The 15,380-nt window shown below is 76.4% G+C and carries 11 protein-coding genes; 3 read left to right on the top strand and 8 right to left on the bottom strand.

Going from position 1 to position 15,380, the window contains the following annotated elements:
* Positions 1 to 191 precede the first annotated feature (191 nt).
* Together erm and ITJ85_RS13510 are read left to right on the top strand one after the other, a co-directional pair.
* Positions 192 to 962, top strand: a complete 771-nt coding sequence (gene erm / locus ITJ85_RS13515; RefSeq protein WP_217913631.1) for a 23S ribosomal RNA methyltransferase Erm — start codon at positions 192 to 194, stop codon at positions 960 to 962.
* Positions 963 to 1,066: 104 nt separating this feature from the next.
* The gene (locus tag ITJ85_RS13510) at positions 1,067 to 1,675 is read left to right on the top strand and encodes a superoxide dismutase (protein ID WP_217913630.1); all 609 of its coding nucleotides are present in this window, start codon (positions 1,067 to 1,069) and stop codon (positions 1,673 to 1,675) included.
* A gap of 56 nt (positions 1,676 to 1,731) precedes the next feature.
* Here ITJ85_RS13510 and ITJ85_RS13505 read toward each other — a convergent pair whose 3' ends face one another.
* Positions 1,732 to 2,259, bottom strand: coding sequence for a cupin domain-containing protein (locus tag ITJ85_RS13505; protein WP_217913629.1), 528 nt, complete (start codon positions 2,257 to 2,259; stop codon positions 1,732 to 1,734).
* Between the two features lie 76 nt (positions 2,260 to 2,335).
* Between ITJ85_RS13505 and ITJ85_RS13500 the strand changes: the two genes are divergently transcribed.
* Positions 2,336 to 2,866 (top strand): MarR family winged helix-turn-helix transcriptional regulator, encoded by a 531-nt coding sequence (locus ITJ85_RS13500; protein ID WP_217913628.1) that lies wholly within the window; start codon positions 2,336 to 2,338, stop codon positions 2,864 to 2,866.
* A 429-nt stretch (positions 2,867 to 3,295) separates the two neighbouring features.
* On the opposite strand, the gene ITJ85_RS13495 is transcribed toward ITJ85_RS13500, so the two are convergent.
* The 7 genes from ITJ85_RS13495 to ITJ85_RS13465 form a co-directional block, all read right to left on the bottom strand.
* Complete coding sequence (locus ITJ85_RS13495) at positions 3,296 to 4,327, bottom strand: lysylphosphatidylglycerol synthase transmembrane domain-containing protein (RefSeq protein ID WP_217913627.1); 1,032 nt, start codon at positions 4,325 to 4,327, stop codon at positions 3,296 to 3,298.
* 153 nt (positions 4,328 to 4,480) lie between these two features.
* On the bottom strand, positions 4,481 to 4,924 hold the full coding sequence (locus ITJ85_RS13490; protein WP_217913626.1) for a hypothetical protein: 444 nt from the start codon (positions 4,922 to 4,924) through the stop codon (positions 4,481 to 4,483).
* Between the two features lie 93 nt (positions 4,925 to 5,017).
* Complete coding sequence (locus tag ITJ85_RS13485) at positions 5,018 to 8,842, bottom strand: SpoIIE family protein phosphatase (protein WP_217913625.1); 3,825 nt, start codon at positions 8,840 to 8,842, stop codon at positions 5,018 to 5,020.
* The gene (locus ITJ85_RS13480; protein WP_217913624.1) at positions 8,839 to 12,933 is read right to left on the bottom strand and encodes a HAMP domain-containing protein; all 4,095 of its coding nucleotides are present in this window, start codon (positions 12,931 to 12,933) and stop codon (positions 8,839 to 8,841) included. Before ITJ85_RS13480 ends, ITJ85_RS13485 begins: the two co-directional genes overlap by 4 nt.
* A gap of 79 nt (positions 12,934 to 13,012) precedes the next feature.
* On the bottom strand, positions 13,013 to 13,501 hold the full coding sequence (locus ITJ85_RS13475; protein ID WP_217913623.1) for a hypothetical protein: 489 nt from the start codon (positions 13,499 to 13,501) through the stop codon (positions 13,013 to 13,015).
* A gap of 55 nt (positions 13,502 to 13,556) precedes the next feature.
* Positions 13,557 to 14,147, bottom strand: coding sequence for a DedA family protein (locus ITJ85_RS13470; RefSeq protein ID WP_217913622.1), 591 nt, complete (start codon positions 14,145 to 14,147; stop codon positions 13,557 to 13,559).
* 52 nt (positions 14,148 to 14,199) lie between these two features.
* The gene (locus tag ITJ85_RS13465) at positions 14,200 to 15,378 is read right to left on the bottom strand and encodes a thiolase family protein (RefSeq protein WP_217913621.1); all 1,179 of its coding nucleotides are present in this window, start codon (positions 15,376 to 15,378) and stop codon (positions 14,200 to 14,202) included.
* Between the last annotated feature and the right edge of the window lie 2 nt (positions 15,379 to 15,380).

Below are 15,380 nucleotides of genomic sequence, written 5' to 3'. Positions count from 1 at the left end.
TAGTCTCCCCGCGATGGCCGGGATCGCCTCGATGAGGCTGCGCACCCCCTAGCCGGCGCGATCGCGCGCCGGCCGCGACGTCCCGCTCCGCGGAGCGAGGGCGCCGGCGCCTGTGCGCGCACGCGGCCGTCCACGGCCGCCTTCGGCGTCCCCGTCGCTCGCGGAGCCCACCGGCGAGCCCGAGGGGGGTCATGCGCGCAGGCGCAGGGGGCCGGCACGAGCTGGGGCAGAACCTGCTCGTCGACCGGCGTGTCATCGAGAGCATCGCGGCGCACGTCGCCGCCTGGCCCGCGGGTCCGGTCACCGAGTACGCCGCGGGCCGCGGCGCCGTCACCCGGTCGATCGCGGCGCGCCGGCAGGGCGTGCGCGCCGTCGAGCTGGACGAGCGCCTGGCGCGGGCGCTGCGCCGCCGCTGCGGCCCCGGCGTCGAGGTGCAGCTGGGCGACATGCTCACCCACCCGCTGCCGCCGCGGGGCGGGGTGGTCGCGAACGTCCCGTTCCACCTCACCACGCCGTGGCTGCGCCGGTTGCTGGCCGCGGGGGGGTGGGAGCGGGCGCTGCTCCTGCTGCAGCGGGAGGTCGCCCGCAAGCGGGCCGGCGTGGGCGGCGCCACGCTGCTCACCGCGGCCTGGTGGCCGTGGTACGAGTTCGCGCTCGTGGGGCGGGTGCCGGCCGGCGCCTTCCGGCCGCGCCCGTCCGTCGACGGCGGCCTGCTGGCCGTCGAGCGGCGCGCCCGGCCGCTGCTGCCCCGCCGCGAGCGGCGGGCCTACCAGGCGTTCGCGGCGCGCGTCTTCACCGGGCCCGGGCGCGGCGTGGCGGCCGTGGTGGCGCGCGCCGAGCGCCGGCGGGGCGCCGCGAGCCGGATGCGCTCGGCGGGGATGGACGGGCGGGCGCCGCCGCGCGACCTGGGCGCGGCGGAGTGGGTGGCGCTGTACCGCTGGGCGCGCGGCGGGCGGCGCTGACGGCCGCGGGCGGCCGCGGGCGGCCGCACCGCGATACGGTGCCGGAGCGACGCGAACGACAACCCCTGCGGGGCGAAGGCCCCGACGACGAACCGGGAGGTGCGATGCCCTACGAGCTGCCACCCCTTCCCTATGCATACGACGCGCTGGAGCCCCACATCGACGAGGCGACGATGCGGCTCCACCACGACAAGCACCACCAGACGTACGTCGACAACGTGAACGCGGCGATCGCTGGGACCGAGTGGGACGGCACGCCGATCGAGGAGCTGCTGGCCAACCTCGACGCCATCGACGAGTCGAAGCGGACGGCCGTCCGCAACAACGGCGGCGGCCACGCCAACCACACGCTGTACTGGGAGACGATGAGCCCCGACGGCGGCGGTGCGCCGACCGGCGAGCTGGCCTCGGCGATCGAGGCGGCCTTCGGGTCGTTCGACGCGCTCAAGGAGCAGATGACCGACGCCGGCGTGAAGCGCTTCGGCAGCGGCTGGTCGTGGCTGGTCCACGACGGCAGCGGGCTGGCGGTGATGTCGACGCCGAACCAGGACTCGCCGCTGATGGAGGGCAAGACGCCGCTCCTCGGCATCGACGTCTGGGAGCACGCGTACTACCTCAAGTACCAGAACAGGCGCCCCGCCTATCTCGAGGCGTTCTGGAACGTGGTCAACTGGCCCCGGGTGGCGCAGCAGCTGGAGTACGCCACGCGCTGACCGCTCGCGGCCGCCCCGGCCCCCGCGCGGGGGCCGGGGCGGCCGCGCGGACGGCCTCAGGCCGCGGCGCCCGCGAGGGCGCCCGCCGGCCGCGCGGCCGGCAGGTCGAGGAAGAAGGTCATCCCGTAGCGCGGCGCCGCCTCGGCGTAGCGGGCGGCGACCTCGTCGACGTTGTCCGGCGGGTCGGCCGAGAGATCCCAGGCCCGCTCCAGCGTCTCCTCGAAGAAGCGCTCGATGCCCGCCGGGGTGAAGGTGAGCACCATGCGCACCGGGGCGTCGGTCAGGTTGCGGAAGCAGTGCAGCCGGCCCCGCGGGACGTTGACGAAGTCACCCGGCCCGGCCACGACACGCTCGTCGCCCAGGCGGAACGTGGGCCGCCCCTCGAGCACGTGGAAGGTCTCGTCCTCGTCGCGGTGCACGTGCGGGGGCGGCCCGCCGCCCGGCGGCACCACGGCGAGCATGGAGAAGTACGCCCCGCCCGACTCCTCGCCCGTCACGAGGAAGGTGTACCGGTCGCCGGGCCCCCAGAAGGAGCGCCCGGTCTCGCCGGGGCGGTGGAACATCGTCGCGGCCTGCGTGGACATCCTGATCGCCTCCCGTCACATCGGCCCGCAGTGGTAGCGTCTGCACCTGTCCCGCAATCAACAGTTGCGAGGTACGTTGTTGCATGACGAACAATCTGACAGCGCGGCCGCGCCGTCAACCCCCGCCTCCGGCGCGGACCTCGCGAGCCCGAGCGCCGGGCAGCTCGCCGTCTGGCGCACCTTCTTCGAGTGCGCGATGGCGCTGCCCGACGTGCTGGGCGCCGAGCTCGAGGCCGCGGGCGGCGTCTCGCTGCGCTGGTACGACGTGCTGGTGAACCTCGAGGACGCCGCCGAGGGTCTGCCGATGAACGAGCTGGCGGCCCGCATCCTGAGCAGCAAGAGCGGCCTCACCCGCGTGGTCGATCGGATGGAGGACGCCGGCCTGGTACGGCGCGAGCGGGTGCCCTACGACCGCCGGGTCGTGCTCGTGCGCCTGACCGACGCCGGGCGGGCGGAGCTGGCCGGGTCGCGGCGCATCCACCGCGACGGCATCGCGCGGCACTTCAGCCGCCATCTCGACCCCGCCGAGGGCGAGGCGCTGCGCGCTGCGCTCGAGAAGGTGCGGGCGCACGTGCGGCCGCTGCGGCCTGGTCGCGTCAGGGGGTAGGGCCGGGCGGCGCGATGCCCGCGGCGGCGTCTCGGCCGCTGCGGCCGTCCAGTGCCCGTGGCGCGCCGGCCGCCACGAGGCGGGCGACGGTCTCCTGCGACCGCGGCCGGCGGGCGCCGTCGCGCCCGTGCACCACGTCGTCGGGGCCACGGTGATCCAGCGCACGTCGTCCGGCGGGCCGACGAGGCGCTCGGTCCGGCCCCCGGGTGCGACGACGGTCCCGGGGCCGGGCGGCTCCAGCAGCTGCGTCGCCGCCCCGCCCAGGTCGAGGATCTCGACGGCGCTCCCGGGGGTCGATCCGCCGCGCCGGGGGCGCGGGCTGCGCGGGGTGCATCGGGGGCCGCCTCCCGTCGGCGGACGGTCGGAGGGATCATCCGCCGGGCGGCGCCCGCCGGCGATGCCTCGGCCGGGGGGCCCGGCCGGGAAGGCTCAGGCCGCCGCGGCGGCCGCGGTCGGCGGCCAGAGCTGCTGCGAGAGCAGCGCGAACGCGGCGCACACCAGGGTGGCTGCCAGCGCGGTCGCCTGGATGCCGAGGCTGAAGGCGAGCGTCATGTCGGTGCCGAGGCCGTAGGTGGCGACGAGCGCCGGGACGAGCGCGGCCTCGCGGACGCCGACGCCGCCCGGCGTGATCGCGAGCACGCCCGACAGCACCATGAGGGCGAAGACCAGCAGCGCAGCCCCGGCCGGCATGCCGAACGCGTGCAGCAGGACGGCGAGGCTCAGCACCCGGGCGCCCACCGCGACCAGCTGGAAGCCGACCGCCGCGAGGGCGTGACGGCGGCTGGTGAAGATGGCGCCGCCGTGGGCGAGGCCGCGCACCAGCGGCTGCAGGCGGCGGGGGACCCGGGCGAGCATCCGCTCGCCGTCGGAGCGCCAGGCGAGGACGAGCGCGATGAGCAGGCCGGCCAGCACGGCGGCGGACACCCAGCGCAGCCCGGACACCGCGGACGGCAGGGGGATCACCAGTGCGGCGACCGCCACCACGATGAAGGTCACGACCCCGTCGAGCGCCTTGTGCGCGCCCACGCTGCCGGCCAGCCGCAGCGGGCAGCCGTCGGCGGCGACCGGGTGACGGCGGATCGCCGCGTACCGCACCACCTGGCCGAGCTGCGCGGGCAGGAGCTCGCAGGCGCCGTGGCCGATGAAGTGGGCGTTCACGACGTGCCGGCGGCTCAGCGCGCCGAGGCCGCAGGCGGTGAGCCCGCAGCGCCAGACGAGGGCCGAGGCGACCTGGCTCACGGCGTACAGCAGGGCGGAGGCGAGCACCCAGCTCCAGTCGGCCGACGCGAAGGCGCGGGCGAAGGCGCCCGGCTGCACCGCGTGCATCGCGCCCCAGGCGGCCAGCGCGAGCATCGCCACCGTGGCGCCGGCGATGAGCCCGCGGCGGACGCGGGGTCGGCGGAGCGCCGCGCGAAGGCGCGGGCCGCGGGCGTGGGTGAGGGGGGCGGCGTGCGTCGACATCGGGTGGGACGCGGCCGTGGGGGCCGCATGGATCCCTATCGGCGGATGGCGGCGACCCTGGAGCGCCGGGGCGCGCCACCGACACACCGAGGGTAGACCACGCGGCCCACCGGCCCTAGGGCCGGTGGGGGGCCGGATGTCCCGACCTGCCGGCTACCCCGTGCCGTGCACCCGCGCGTGCCAGGCCCACGCCTCCCGGATGGCCGCCAGCCAGTCGTCGAGGCCGCCGCCGGCGGGCAGCACGTCGAGGTGCGGGCCGCCCGCCAGGTGCAGCCGCATCCGCGGCGTCTGTCCGACCGGCGAGAGGTCGTCCGGCCGCTCGGGACGCCGCTCGATGCGCGCGATCTCGGCGAACGGCAGCCGCCGCCGCCGCGCGCCCAGCAGCCGCTCGAGCGGGTTGGGCTCGAACTCCAGCCGGTCGGCGTAGAGCCGCAGCAGCCCCCCGCGCGCCAGCCAGCCGGCGTTGAGGCTCACCAGCCCGCGCTTGCGCACGCCGTCCTCCTGGCCGAGGAAGGCGCCGTCGCGCAGGCCCACCCACACGCGGTCCCGCTCGGGACGGTCGTCATCGCCCGACCAGTCCCAGTCCTGCCAGCCCATGTCGCCCCCCGATCGGCCCCGGGCGTCCCGCCCGGGGCGGCGCCGATGTCCGATTGAACCTCCACGGCCGCCCGATCGGCCAGTGGGGCGGGGTCAGCCCTCGACGGTCACGCCGGCGGCGGCGTCGATGCCGCAGACGTCGAGCACCCGCCGGGCGGGCCCCCCCGGCGGGGCGAGGATCGTCAGGTGCCCGCCGCGGCGCTCCAGGGCGCCCGCGACCTCGAGCAGCATGCGGACGCCGGTGCTGTCGAGGTATGCCACCCCGGACAGGTCGGCCACGACGTCCGGCCGGTCGGCGGCGGCGCGGGTGAGCCGGTCCCGCACGTCGGCGATGCGCTCGTCGGCGACGTCGCCCTCCACGACGCACCGGGCGGCGCCGGGGGAGGGCGCGCGGCGCGGGGCCGGGGCGACGGCGGTGGCGGACCCGCCGCCGGACGCGCCGGGACGGGTCGCGGGCCCGGCGTCCGGGCCGGCCGCCGCGGCGGTGTCGAGCATCATGCGGATCGTCGTGCCGGCCGCGTCGTCGGCGACCACCTCGACGTCGTCCATCACGGCGCGCATGATCATCAGGCCGCGGCCGCGGAACCCCGTGTCGGACGAGGGGGGCCGCCAGCGGCCCTCGTCGCGCACCGTGGCGGAGAGCCGCCGGTCGGCCCCGATCGCGAGCTCGACCTCGATCGCGCCCACGCCTCCGTCTGCGTAACCGTGCTCCACCGCGTTCGCGCAGGCCTCGCCGCAGGCGAGCAGCACGTCCTCGCGCACCCGCGCCGGCAGCGCCGCGTCGGCGAGCCAGCCGCGCACGGCCCGTCGCACCTCGGCGAGGCGCGGCGCCTCGGCCGCCACGCGCAGGCGCAGCGGCGACGGCGCGACGTCGTCGCGGCAGGCCACGAGCACGGCCACGTCGTCGCGGATCGAGCGCTCGTCGACGAGCCCGGCGAGGAGCCGGTCGCACAGCTCGTCGGGCGTCGCCGGTCCGCCGCCGGCGGCCACGCCGGCGAGCCGGTCGAGTCCCTGGTCGAGCACCTCGCCGCGCCGCTCGACGAGGCCGTCGGTGTAGAGCACCAGCGCGTCGCCCGGGCCGAAGGGCGCCTCGGCCTCCTCGTAGCCCCGCTCGATCACGCCCAGCGCCACCCCGCGCGCCGCGTCCAGGAAGGCGTGCCCGCCGTCGTTGCCGCGCATCAGCAGCGGCGGCGGGTGCCCCGCGCAGGCGTAGCGCAGGCGCCCGGCGTGCAGGTCGATCTCGACGCAGGCCGCGGTCGACACCGCCGCGCCATCGACGCTCGCCGCGAAGCGGCTGAGCTGCTCGAGCGCGGCGGCGGGGGCGAGCCCCGCGAGCGCGTGGGCGCGCATCGCGCTGCGCACCTGGCCCATCACCGCGGCCGAGTCGATCCCGTGCCCCACCACGTCGCCCACGGCCAGCAGCACCCGGCCGTCGCCCACCTGGACGGCCTCGTACCAGTCGCCGCCGGCCTCGGTGTGGGCCGCGGCGGCGATGTAGCGGGCGGCCATCCCCACGCCCGCGATGCGGGGCAGCGTGGGCAGCATGCTCTGCTGCAGGGTCACCGCGGCGCTCGCCTGCGCCTCGTAGAGCCGCGCGTTGTCGATGGCGAGGCCGGCGCGCCGGGCGATGTCCTCGGCCAGCCGGAGGTCGGCGCCGTCGTAGCGCCGGCGGCCGCCGCGCAGCACGAGCACCAGCGCGCCGGCGGTGCGCCCGCGCGCGCCGATCGGCGCCACCAGCACCGAGTGCGCCGGCCAGCGCCGCACCCGGGCGGCCACCCGGCCCTCGATGCCGGCGTCCGCCACGTACGCGTCGAGGGCGTCGTCGTCGATGTCCTGGATGAGGGCGCCGCCGTCGCTCGTGCCCCCGGGCCACCGCCGCGCCAGGAGCTCGCCCACGTACCCGGCGGTGGCCACCGCGTCGGGGCTCTGCGGGGAGACGGCGAGGACGTCGCCGCCGTCCCCGGCGCGGTCGATGCGCACGAAGCACGCGTCGGCGATGCGCGGCACGAGCAGCGCGGTGAGCCGCTCCAGCCGCTCGCGCACCCCCAGGTCGGCGTCGATCGCCAGGCCGACCTCCGCGAGGAGGCTGGTGTGGGCGCGCCGGCGCTCGTCGCGCTCCTGCAGCTGGGCCCGGGCGGCCGACAGGGCGGCGAGCCGGCCGAAGGCGGCCATCGACTCGCGGTCGCCCGGCGCGAAGGCCCGCGCGCCCTCGAAGCGCAGGCCGACCACGCCGATGACCCGGCCCTCCATGCTGAGCGGGATGGCCGCCAGGGCACCGTGCGGGCGCCAGGTGGCGGGCGGCGGCGCGAGCTCGGGGTAGCGCTCCTCCACCTCGGCGGCGGACGCGAGGAAGAGCGGCTCGTGCGCGCGCACGCAGTCGGTGGTGGGCGAGCGCGCGTCGAGCGGGGCGGCCCCCAGCGGGCGGGCGGCGGCGTCCGGGAAGCCGGCGACCGCCGCCGTGTCGAGCGTGCCCGTCGACGGCGAGATCATGCGCACGCCGGCCGACGAGGCCGCGAACGCCAGCAGCGCCTGGTGCGCGATCGCCTCGGCCACCTCGCGGGCCGTGACGGCGGCCGCGAGCGCCGCGGTGGCGGCCTGCAGGCCCTCCGTGCGCCTGCGCGCCTCGCGCTCGTCCTCGAGCAGCCGGGCGCGGTCGACCGCCTGCCCGCACAGCGACCCCAGGGCGGCGAGGAAGCCCACGTCGTCGTGGTCCGGCTTCGCCGGCGTGTCGAGCGCCAGCACCAGCACGCCCGAGACCACCCCGCCCGCGCCGATCGGCACCGCGGCGCGCCAGCGCGCCCCCGCGCCCCAGACCACCGGCAGGCTGCCCGCCAACGCCTGCCGCGCGTGGCGGAGGTCCTCGGCGGCGTCGGCCGGGTCGATCGACGGCGCCGCGTCCGGCTCGGAGGCCACGCGCGCGAGGTGCCCGTCCGCGTCGGGGAGCCACAGCCAGGTGGCCGTCGCCCCGACCGCGCTCAGGGAGTGCTCGAGCACCCGCTGCAGCACCTCGTCCGGGGTGACCGCGGCCGAGAGGGCCGCCGTCGCCTCGTGCAGCCGGCGCAGTCGCTCCTCGTCGCGCCGTCGCTCGGTGACGTCCACGACGATGCCCGTGAAGCGCTCCGGGGCGCCGTCGGCGCCGCGGAAGAGCTTGCCGCGCGAGGCCACCCAGCGCACCCCGGAGCGGGGGTGGACGATGCGGAACTCCTCGTCCCAGGCGTCGCCGGCGTCGAGCAACGCGCGGAAGCGCGCGCGCACCCGGTCGCGGTCGCGCGGGTCCGCGGTCGCCAGCCAGAAGCCGTCCGCCGTCGCGTCGTCGGCGAGCCCCATCAGCTCCGCGTACTCGCGCGACCAGAAGGCGCGGCCGGCGGCCAGGTCCCAGTCCCAGACGCCGCTGCGCCCCGCGCGCTGGGCGAGCTCGAGGCTCTCCTTGACGCCCTGCGACTCGGCCTGCCGCTGCAGCCGCGCGTTGGTCTCGAACAGCTCCACGAACACCGCGACCTTCGAGCGCAGGATGGTCGGGTCGATCGGCTTCAGCATGTAGTCGACGGCGCCGGCGGCGTAGCCGTCGTAGATGTGCTCGGTGGCCCCCGAGATCGCCGTCACGAAGATGATCGGGATGCGCCGCGTGCGCAGGCGGCCGCGGATGTAGCGGGCCGTCTCGAACCCGTCCATCCCCGGCATCTGCACGTCGAGCAGGATGAGGGCGAAGCGCTCACGCAGCAGCAGGCGCAGCGCCTCCTCGCCCGACTCCGCCAGCACGATCCTGCGGCCGAGCGGCTCGAGCAGGGCCTGCATCGCCAGCCGGTTGGCGTGCTGGTCGTCGACCACGAGGATGCTCGCGGCGTCGCTGCGCGGGGGGTCGGGCGGGACCCCCGGCGCAGCGAGGGCGGCGGCCTCGTCGCCGGCGCGCCCGGTCACTCGGCGCCGCCGGCGTCGCCGTCCAGCACGTCGCGCAGCACGCCCAGCAGCCGGTCGGTGTCGACCGGCTTGGTCAGGTAGCCGGTCGCCCCGGCGGCCATCGCCTCCGCGCGGTCGGCGGCGTCGGCCCTCGCCGTCACGATCACCACCGGCAGCCCCGCCAGCCCGGGCAGGGAGCGGATGCGTCGCGTGACCTGGTGGCCGTCCATCCCCGGCAGCATGACGTCGAGCAGAACGACGTCCACGTCGTCGCGGCCGCCCAGCACGTCGAGCCCCTCCGTGCCGCTGCCGGCGTGGGAGACGACGGCGCCGCGCGCCTCGAGCGCCGAGGCGAGCGCGAACACGTTGCGCACGTCGTCGTCCACGATCAGCACCCGCCGCCCGTGCAGGAACCCGCCGGCCCCGCCGGGCGGGGTGGGGACCGGCGCGTGGGCCGGGCGCGCGGCGGCGACCGCCCGGGCGCCGGCCCGGGCGGGCCCCTCGCCGGCCGGCGCGCGGCCGTCCCCGCCCGCCGCGTCGGCGTCGGGCTCGCCCTCGCCGGGCGCCTCGTCGGGCAGCACGAGCGTGAAGCGGCTGCCCACGCCGACGGTGGACTCCACGGTGAGCCGGCCGCCGAGCAGGTGGGCGATCTCGCGGCTGATCGACAGGCCGAGCCCCGTGCCGCCGAAGCGCCGGCTGGTGGTGCCGTCGGCCTGCCGGAAGGCCTCGAAGATGACCTCCTGGCGGTCGGCGGGGATGCCGATGCCCGTGTCGGTGACCGCGAACGCCACGGCCGCCCCGGCGCCGATCGGCGCGGCGTGCGCCGGCGCCCGCCCGACGCGCAGCGCGACGCCGCCGGTCTCCGTGAACTTGACGGCGTTGGCCAGCAGGTTGCGCAGGATCTGCTGGAGGCGCTGGCCGTCGGTGACGATCGTCGCCGGCACGCCGTCCTCGACCACCACCTCGAAGCGCAGGCCCTTCTCCTCCACGAGCGGCCGGAACGAGCGCTCGACCGCGTCGGCGACCCCGCGGAGCGCCACCGCGCCGCGATCGATGCCCATCCGGCCGGCCTCCACCTTCGAGAGGTCGAGGATGTCGTCGATCAGCGCCAGCAGCTCGTTGCCCGAGGCGAAGATCGTCTGCGCGAACTCCACCTGCCCCGGCGAGAGGTTGCCCTCGCCGTTGTCGGCCAGCAGGCGCGCCAGGATCAGGAGCGAGTTGAGCGGCGTGCGCAGCTCGTGCGACATGTTGGCCAGGAACTCGGACTTGTAGCGGGACGAGAGGGCGAGCTGCTCGGCCTTCTCCTCGAGCGCGAGCCGCGCCATCTCGATCTCGCGGTTCTTGACCTCGATGCGCTCGTTCTGGTCGGCGAGCAGCGCCGCCTTCTCGGCGAGCTCGGCGTTCGTCTGCTGCAGCTCGCGCTGGCGGCTCTGGAGCTCGTGGGTGAGCGTCTGCGACTGCTGCAGCAGCTCCTCGGTGCGGCGGCCGGCCACGATCGCGTTGATCACGATGCCGATGGTCTCGGCGAGCTGCTCCAGGAACAGGCGGCGCACGTCGGTGAACGGCTCGAAGCCGGCCAGCTCGATGACGCCCATCACCCGGTCCTCGAACAGCACCGGCTGCACCACCACCGCGGTCGGGGCCGCGCTGCCGAGCCCGGACGCGACGGTGATGTAGCCCTCCGGCGGCGACTCGATGACGATCGGCGAGCGGTCGAGGGCGGCCTGCCCGACCATGCCGTCGCCCAGCAGCACCGCCCGCGCGGCCTCGTCGCCGGGGCGGTACCCGTACGTGGCGGCCAGGCGCAGCACCTGCTCGCCGCCCTCGCGCTCCATCAGGAAGAACGCCCCGACGTGGGCGCCCACGAGCGGCGTCAGCTCGGAGACGATCAGCTCGGTCACCACGCCGAGGTCGCGCTGGCCCTGCATCATCCCGCCGAAGCGCGCCAGGTTGGCGTTGAGCCAGGCGCCCTCGGCGTTGCGCTCCGTCGTCTCGCGCAGGTTGACGATCATCTGGTTGATCGTGTCCTTGAGCTCGGCGACCTCGCCCTGCGCCTCGACGCCGATCGACCGCGTCAGGTCGCCCTGCGTCACCGCCGTGGAGACGGCGGCGATCGCGCGCACCTGATCGGTCAGGTTCGCGGCCATCGAGTTCACCGAGTCCGTCAGCGCGCGCCACGTGCCGGAGACGTCCTCCACCCGCGCCTGTCCGCCGAGCTTGCCCTCGGTGCCCACCTCGCGGGCGACGCGGGTCACCTCGTCGGCGAACGAGCGCAGCTGGTCCACCATCGTGTTGAGCGTGGTGGCGAGCTCGAGGATCTCGCCGCGCGCCGGGACGGTGATCTTCTGCGACAGGTCGCCGCGCGCCACCGCGGTCGCCACGTCGGCGATGTTGCGCACCTGGTCGGTGAGGCTGGAGGCCATCAGGTTCACCGAGTCGGTCAGGTCGCGCCAGGTGCCGGAGACGCCCTCGACGTTGGCCTGGCCGCCCAGACGCCCCTCCGTGCCCACCTCGCGGGCCACCCGGGTCACCTCGCCGGCGAACGAGCGCAGCTGGTCCACCATCGTGTTGACGGTGGCCTTCAGCTCCAGCACCTCTCCCTTAACGTCCACCGTGATCTTCTGGGAGAGGTCGCCGCGGGCCACCGCCGTCGTGACCTCGGCGATGTTGCGCACCTGGGTGGTGAGCGACGAGGCCATGAAGTTCACCGAGTCGGTCAGGTCGCGCCACGTGCCCGACACGCCGCGCACGTTGGCCTGGCCGCCCAGGCGCCCCTCCGTGCCCACCTCGCGGGCCACCCGGGTCACCTCGTCGGCGAACGAGGAGAGCTGGTCGACCATCGTGTTGATGGTGTCCTTGAGCTGGAGGACCTCGCCCTTCACGTCCACGGTGATCTTCTGCGAGAGGTCGCCGCGGGCGACCGCGGTGGTCACCTCGGCGATGTTGCGCACCTGGTCGGTGAGGTTGGCGGCCATCAGGTTCACCGAGTCGGTCAGGTCGCGCCAGGTGCCGGAGACGCCCTCGACGTTGGCCTGGCCGCCCAGGCGCCCCTCCGTGCCCACCTCGCGGGCGACGCGGGTCACCTCGCCCGCGAACGAGCGCAGCTGGTCGACCATCGTGTTGATGGTCTCCTTCAGCTCGGCCACCTCGCCGCGGGCGTCGACCGTGATCTTGCGCGACAGGTCGCCCCGCGCGACCGCGGTCGTGACCTGGGCGATGCCGCGGACCTGGCTGGTGAGGTTGCCGGCGAGCGTGTTGACGTTGTCGGTCAGGTCCCGCCACGTGCCCGACACGCCGCGCACGTCGGCCTGGCCGCCCAGACGCCCCTCCGTGCCGACCTCGCGGGCCACCCGGGTGACCTCGTCGGCGAACGAGCGCAGCTGGTCGACCATCGTGTTGATGGTGTCCTTGAGCTGCAGCACCTCGCCGTGCACGTCGACGGTGATCTTGCGCGACAGGTCGCCCTGGGCGACCGCGGTGGTCACCTCGGCGATGTTGCGCACCTGGTCGGTCAGGTTGGCGGCCATCGAGTTGACCGAGTCGGTCAGGTCGCGCCAGGTGCCGGCGAGCCCCTTGACCTTCGCCTGGCCGCCGAGCTTGCCCTCCGTGCCCACCTCGCGGGCGACGCGGGTGACCTCGTCGGCGAACGACGACAGCCGGTCGACCATGGCGTTGACCGTGGCGCGGATGCGCTGGAACTCCCCGCGCACCGGGTGGCCCTCGATGCGCGCCGCCATCCGCTGGGTCAGGTCGCCGCCGGCGACGGCCCCGATGACGCGCGCGAACTCCTCGGTGGGCCGCACGAGGTCGTCGATCAGCGCGTTGAGGGCGTCGACGCTCGCCCGCCAGGCGCCCCCGTCGAGCGGCGGGGCGGCGCGCTCGGCGATCAGCCCGTCGCGGCCCACCGTCCGGCGCACGCGGGCGATCTCGCCCGCGAGGCCGGCGTTCGACTCGACGAGCCGGTTGAACGCGAGGCCGACCTCGCGGGCGAGCCCGTCCGGGGCGGGGCGCACCCGCACCGAGAAGTCGCCGTCGGCGGCCGCCCGCATCGCGGCCAGCAGCGCCGCGAGGTCCGCCGCGGCCATGGCGCCCGGGCCGTCGGTCGCTCCCACCCGCGCACCCCCTCCTCGCTCGGCTCCCTCGGGATGCCGTGCATCGTACGGCGGCGCGCCGGCTGCGGCGATCGCCTCCCTAGGCGGCCTCCGCGGGGTCCTCCTGCGAAGCGAGCGCCAGCGAGCCCTGGCGCACGGTGGCCAGGTGGCGCTCCTGGATGGGGGTGGCCCAGGCGGCGAGCTCCGCGAAGCGCGGGTCGTCCGCGCGCTCGGCCAGCTTGCCGAGGATCTCCCAGTGCCCCACCTCGCCGGCCTCGGCCATCGTCAGGAACTCCAGGCCGTCCAGCCCCTCGGCGTCGTCGCCGAGGTAGGTGCGCATCATCTCGACGGCCTCGCCCTTCGTCTCGCGCCCCTTGTCGAGGATCGCCGTCTTGCGGCCCTCCAGGGAGCCGGCCAGCTCCTCGCAGCGGCGGGCCGTCTCGGCGGCCTCCTCCTGCATCGCCGCGAGCTCCTGCAGCACGGCCTCGTCCTCGACCAGCTTGCTCACCTTCGTGATCGCGTCCTCGCCCGCCTTGGCGAGGCCCAGCACCTCGCCGAGCTTGTCCTCGATCTTCGTCAGCTCCGCCATCGCGTCCCTCCGCTCGCTGTCCGGGCGGTCCGTCTCTACCCGCACCGCCCGCGCGTCACGCAGCGAGGCGCCGCCTGAGCCGGCCGGCCAGCTCCACGAGCGCCCCGACGGCGATGGCGATGGCCAGCGACACGACGAGCGCCACCAGCGTGTTCTCGATCAGCCGCCCGCCGAAGTAGCCGATCGAGGTCTGGAAGGTCGCCCAGATCGCCGCCCCCGCCGCCTCGGCGAGCAGGAACCGCCGGAGGGGGAAGTGCAGGGTGCCGGCGACGAGCATCACGATGTTGCGCCCGCCGGGGATGAACTGGGCCGCCACGATGAGCGGCACCCCGCGCACGTCGAGCTGCTCCTGGGCCCAGCGCACCCGCTCGGCGCCCCTGCCCTCGCTGGCGAAGCGGGCCACCGCGCGCGGGCCGAAGCGGCGGCCGATGAGGAACATCAGCAGGTCGCCCGCGAAGGCGCCGGCGAAGGCGGCGAGGCCGATCAGCCACACCTGCAGCTCGCCCTCGTCGGCCAGCACGGCTGCCGTGACCACGGCCGACTCGCCCGGGAACAGCGGCAGGATCGCGTCGCCGCCGACCAGCAGCGCCACCACCAGGTAGGTGAGCGGCGACCCCGAGATGGCGTCGGTCAGCGACTCGAGCACGACCCTCCATCCCCCGGGGACCGGGGCTCGGAACCCCCGCCCGGGCCCGCGGTCACGCCCCGGCCAGCTCGAGGATGGTGGCGTTCGCCAGGCCGCCGCCCTCGCACATCGCCTGCAGGCCCCGGCGGGCGCCGCGCCGCTCCATCTCGTGCACCAGCGACACCATCAGGCGCGCGCCGGTCGCGCCGAGCGGGTGGCCCAGGGCGATGGCGCCGCCGTTCACGTTGAGCCGCTCCGGGTCGGCGCCGGTCTCGCGCGCCCACGCCAGCGGGATCGAGGCGAAGGCCTCGTTGACCTCGAAGAGGTCGATGTCGTCGATCCCCAGGCCGGCCCGGGCCAGCACCCGCCCGGTGGCCGGGATGGGGCCGGTCAGCATCTCCACCGGGTCGACGCCGGCGAGCGCGACCTCGGCGACGCGGGCCCGCGGCGTCAGGCCGTGGCGCTGCAGCGCGGCGTCGGAGGCGATCAGCAGCGCCGCGGCGCCGTCGGAGATCTGCGAGGAGTTGCCGGCGGTCAGCCGGCCGTCAGGGCGGAAGACCGGCCGCAGGCCCGCGAGCGCCTCGGCGCTCGTGCCCGGGCGGATGCCCTCGTCGTCGGTCACCGGCGCGCCGTCGCCGTCCCCGCCGCGCACCGCCACGATCTCGTCGCGGAAGCGGCCGGCCTCGCGGGCCGCCGCCGCCAGGCGGTGCGAGCGCAGCGCGACCGCGTCGAGCTCCTCGCGGGTGAGCCCCCAGCGGTCGGCCACGAGCTCGCCCGACTCCCCCTGGTCGATGAAGGCGTCGGCCGCCAGGCCGTAGCGCCCGCGCATGCGCGGCCCGTAGAGGGCGCCGCGCTCGGGGGCGTTCGAGAACATCGGGACGCGGCTCATCGACTCGACGCCCGCCGCCACCGCCAGGTCGTAGGCCCCCGACATCACCCCCTGCGCGGCGAAGTGGACGGCCTGCTGCGAGCTGCCGCACTGGCGGTCGATCGTGGTGGCGGGCACGGTCTCGGGGAAGCCCGCCGCGAGGACCGCCGAGCGGCCGACGTTGATCGCCTGCTCGCCCACCTGGTCGACGCAGCCCACGATCACGTCGTCGATCGCGCCCGGGTCGACGCCCGTCCGGCCGGCGAGGGCGGCCAGCACCTCGCCGAGCAGGTCGGCCGGGTGGCGGCCGGCCAGCGCGCCGCCGCGCCGCCCCACGGGGCTGCGCACGGCGCCGACGATCCACGCGTCCGACCCGCGCGCCATCG

Origin of the sequence: Miltoncostaea marina (assembly GCF_018141525.1) — a bacterium.
In the GTDB taxonomy this organism is placed as follows: domain Bacteria; phylum Actinomycetota; class Thermoleophilia; order Miltoncostaeales; family Miltoncostaeaceae; genus Miltoncostaea; species Miltoncostaea marina.
Note: the sequence above shows the minus strand (reverse complement) of the source record. Positions and strands in the feature narration are given on the sequence as shown.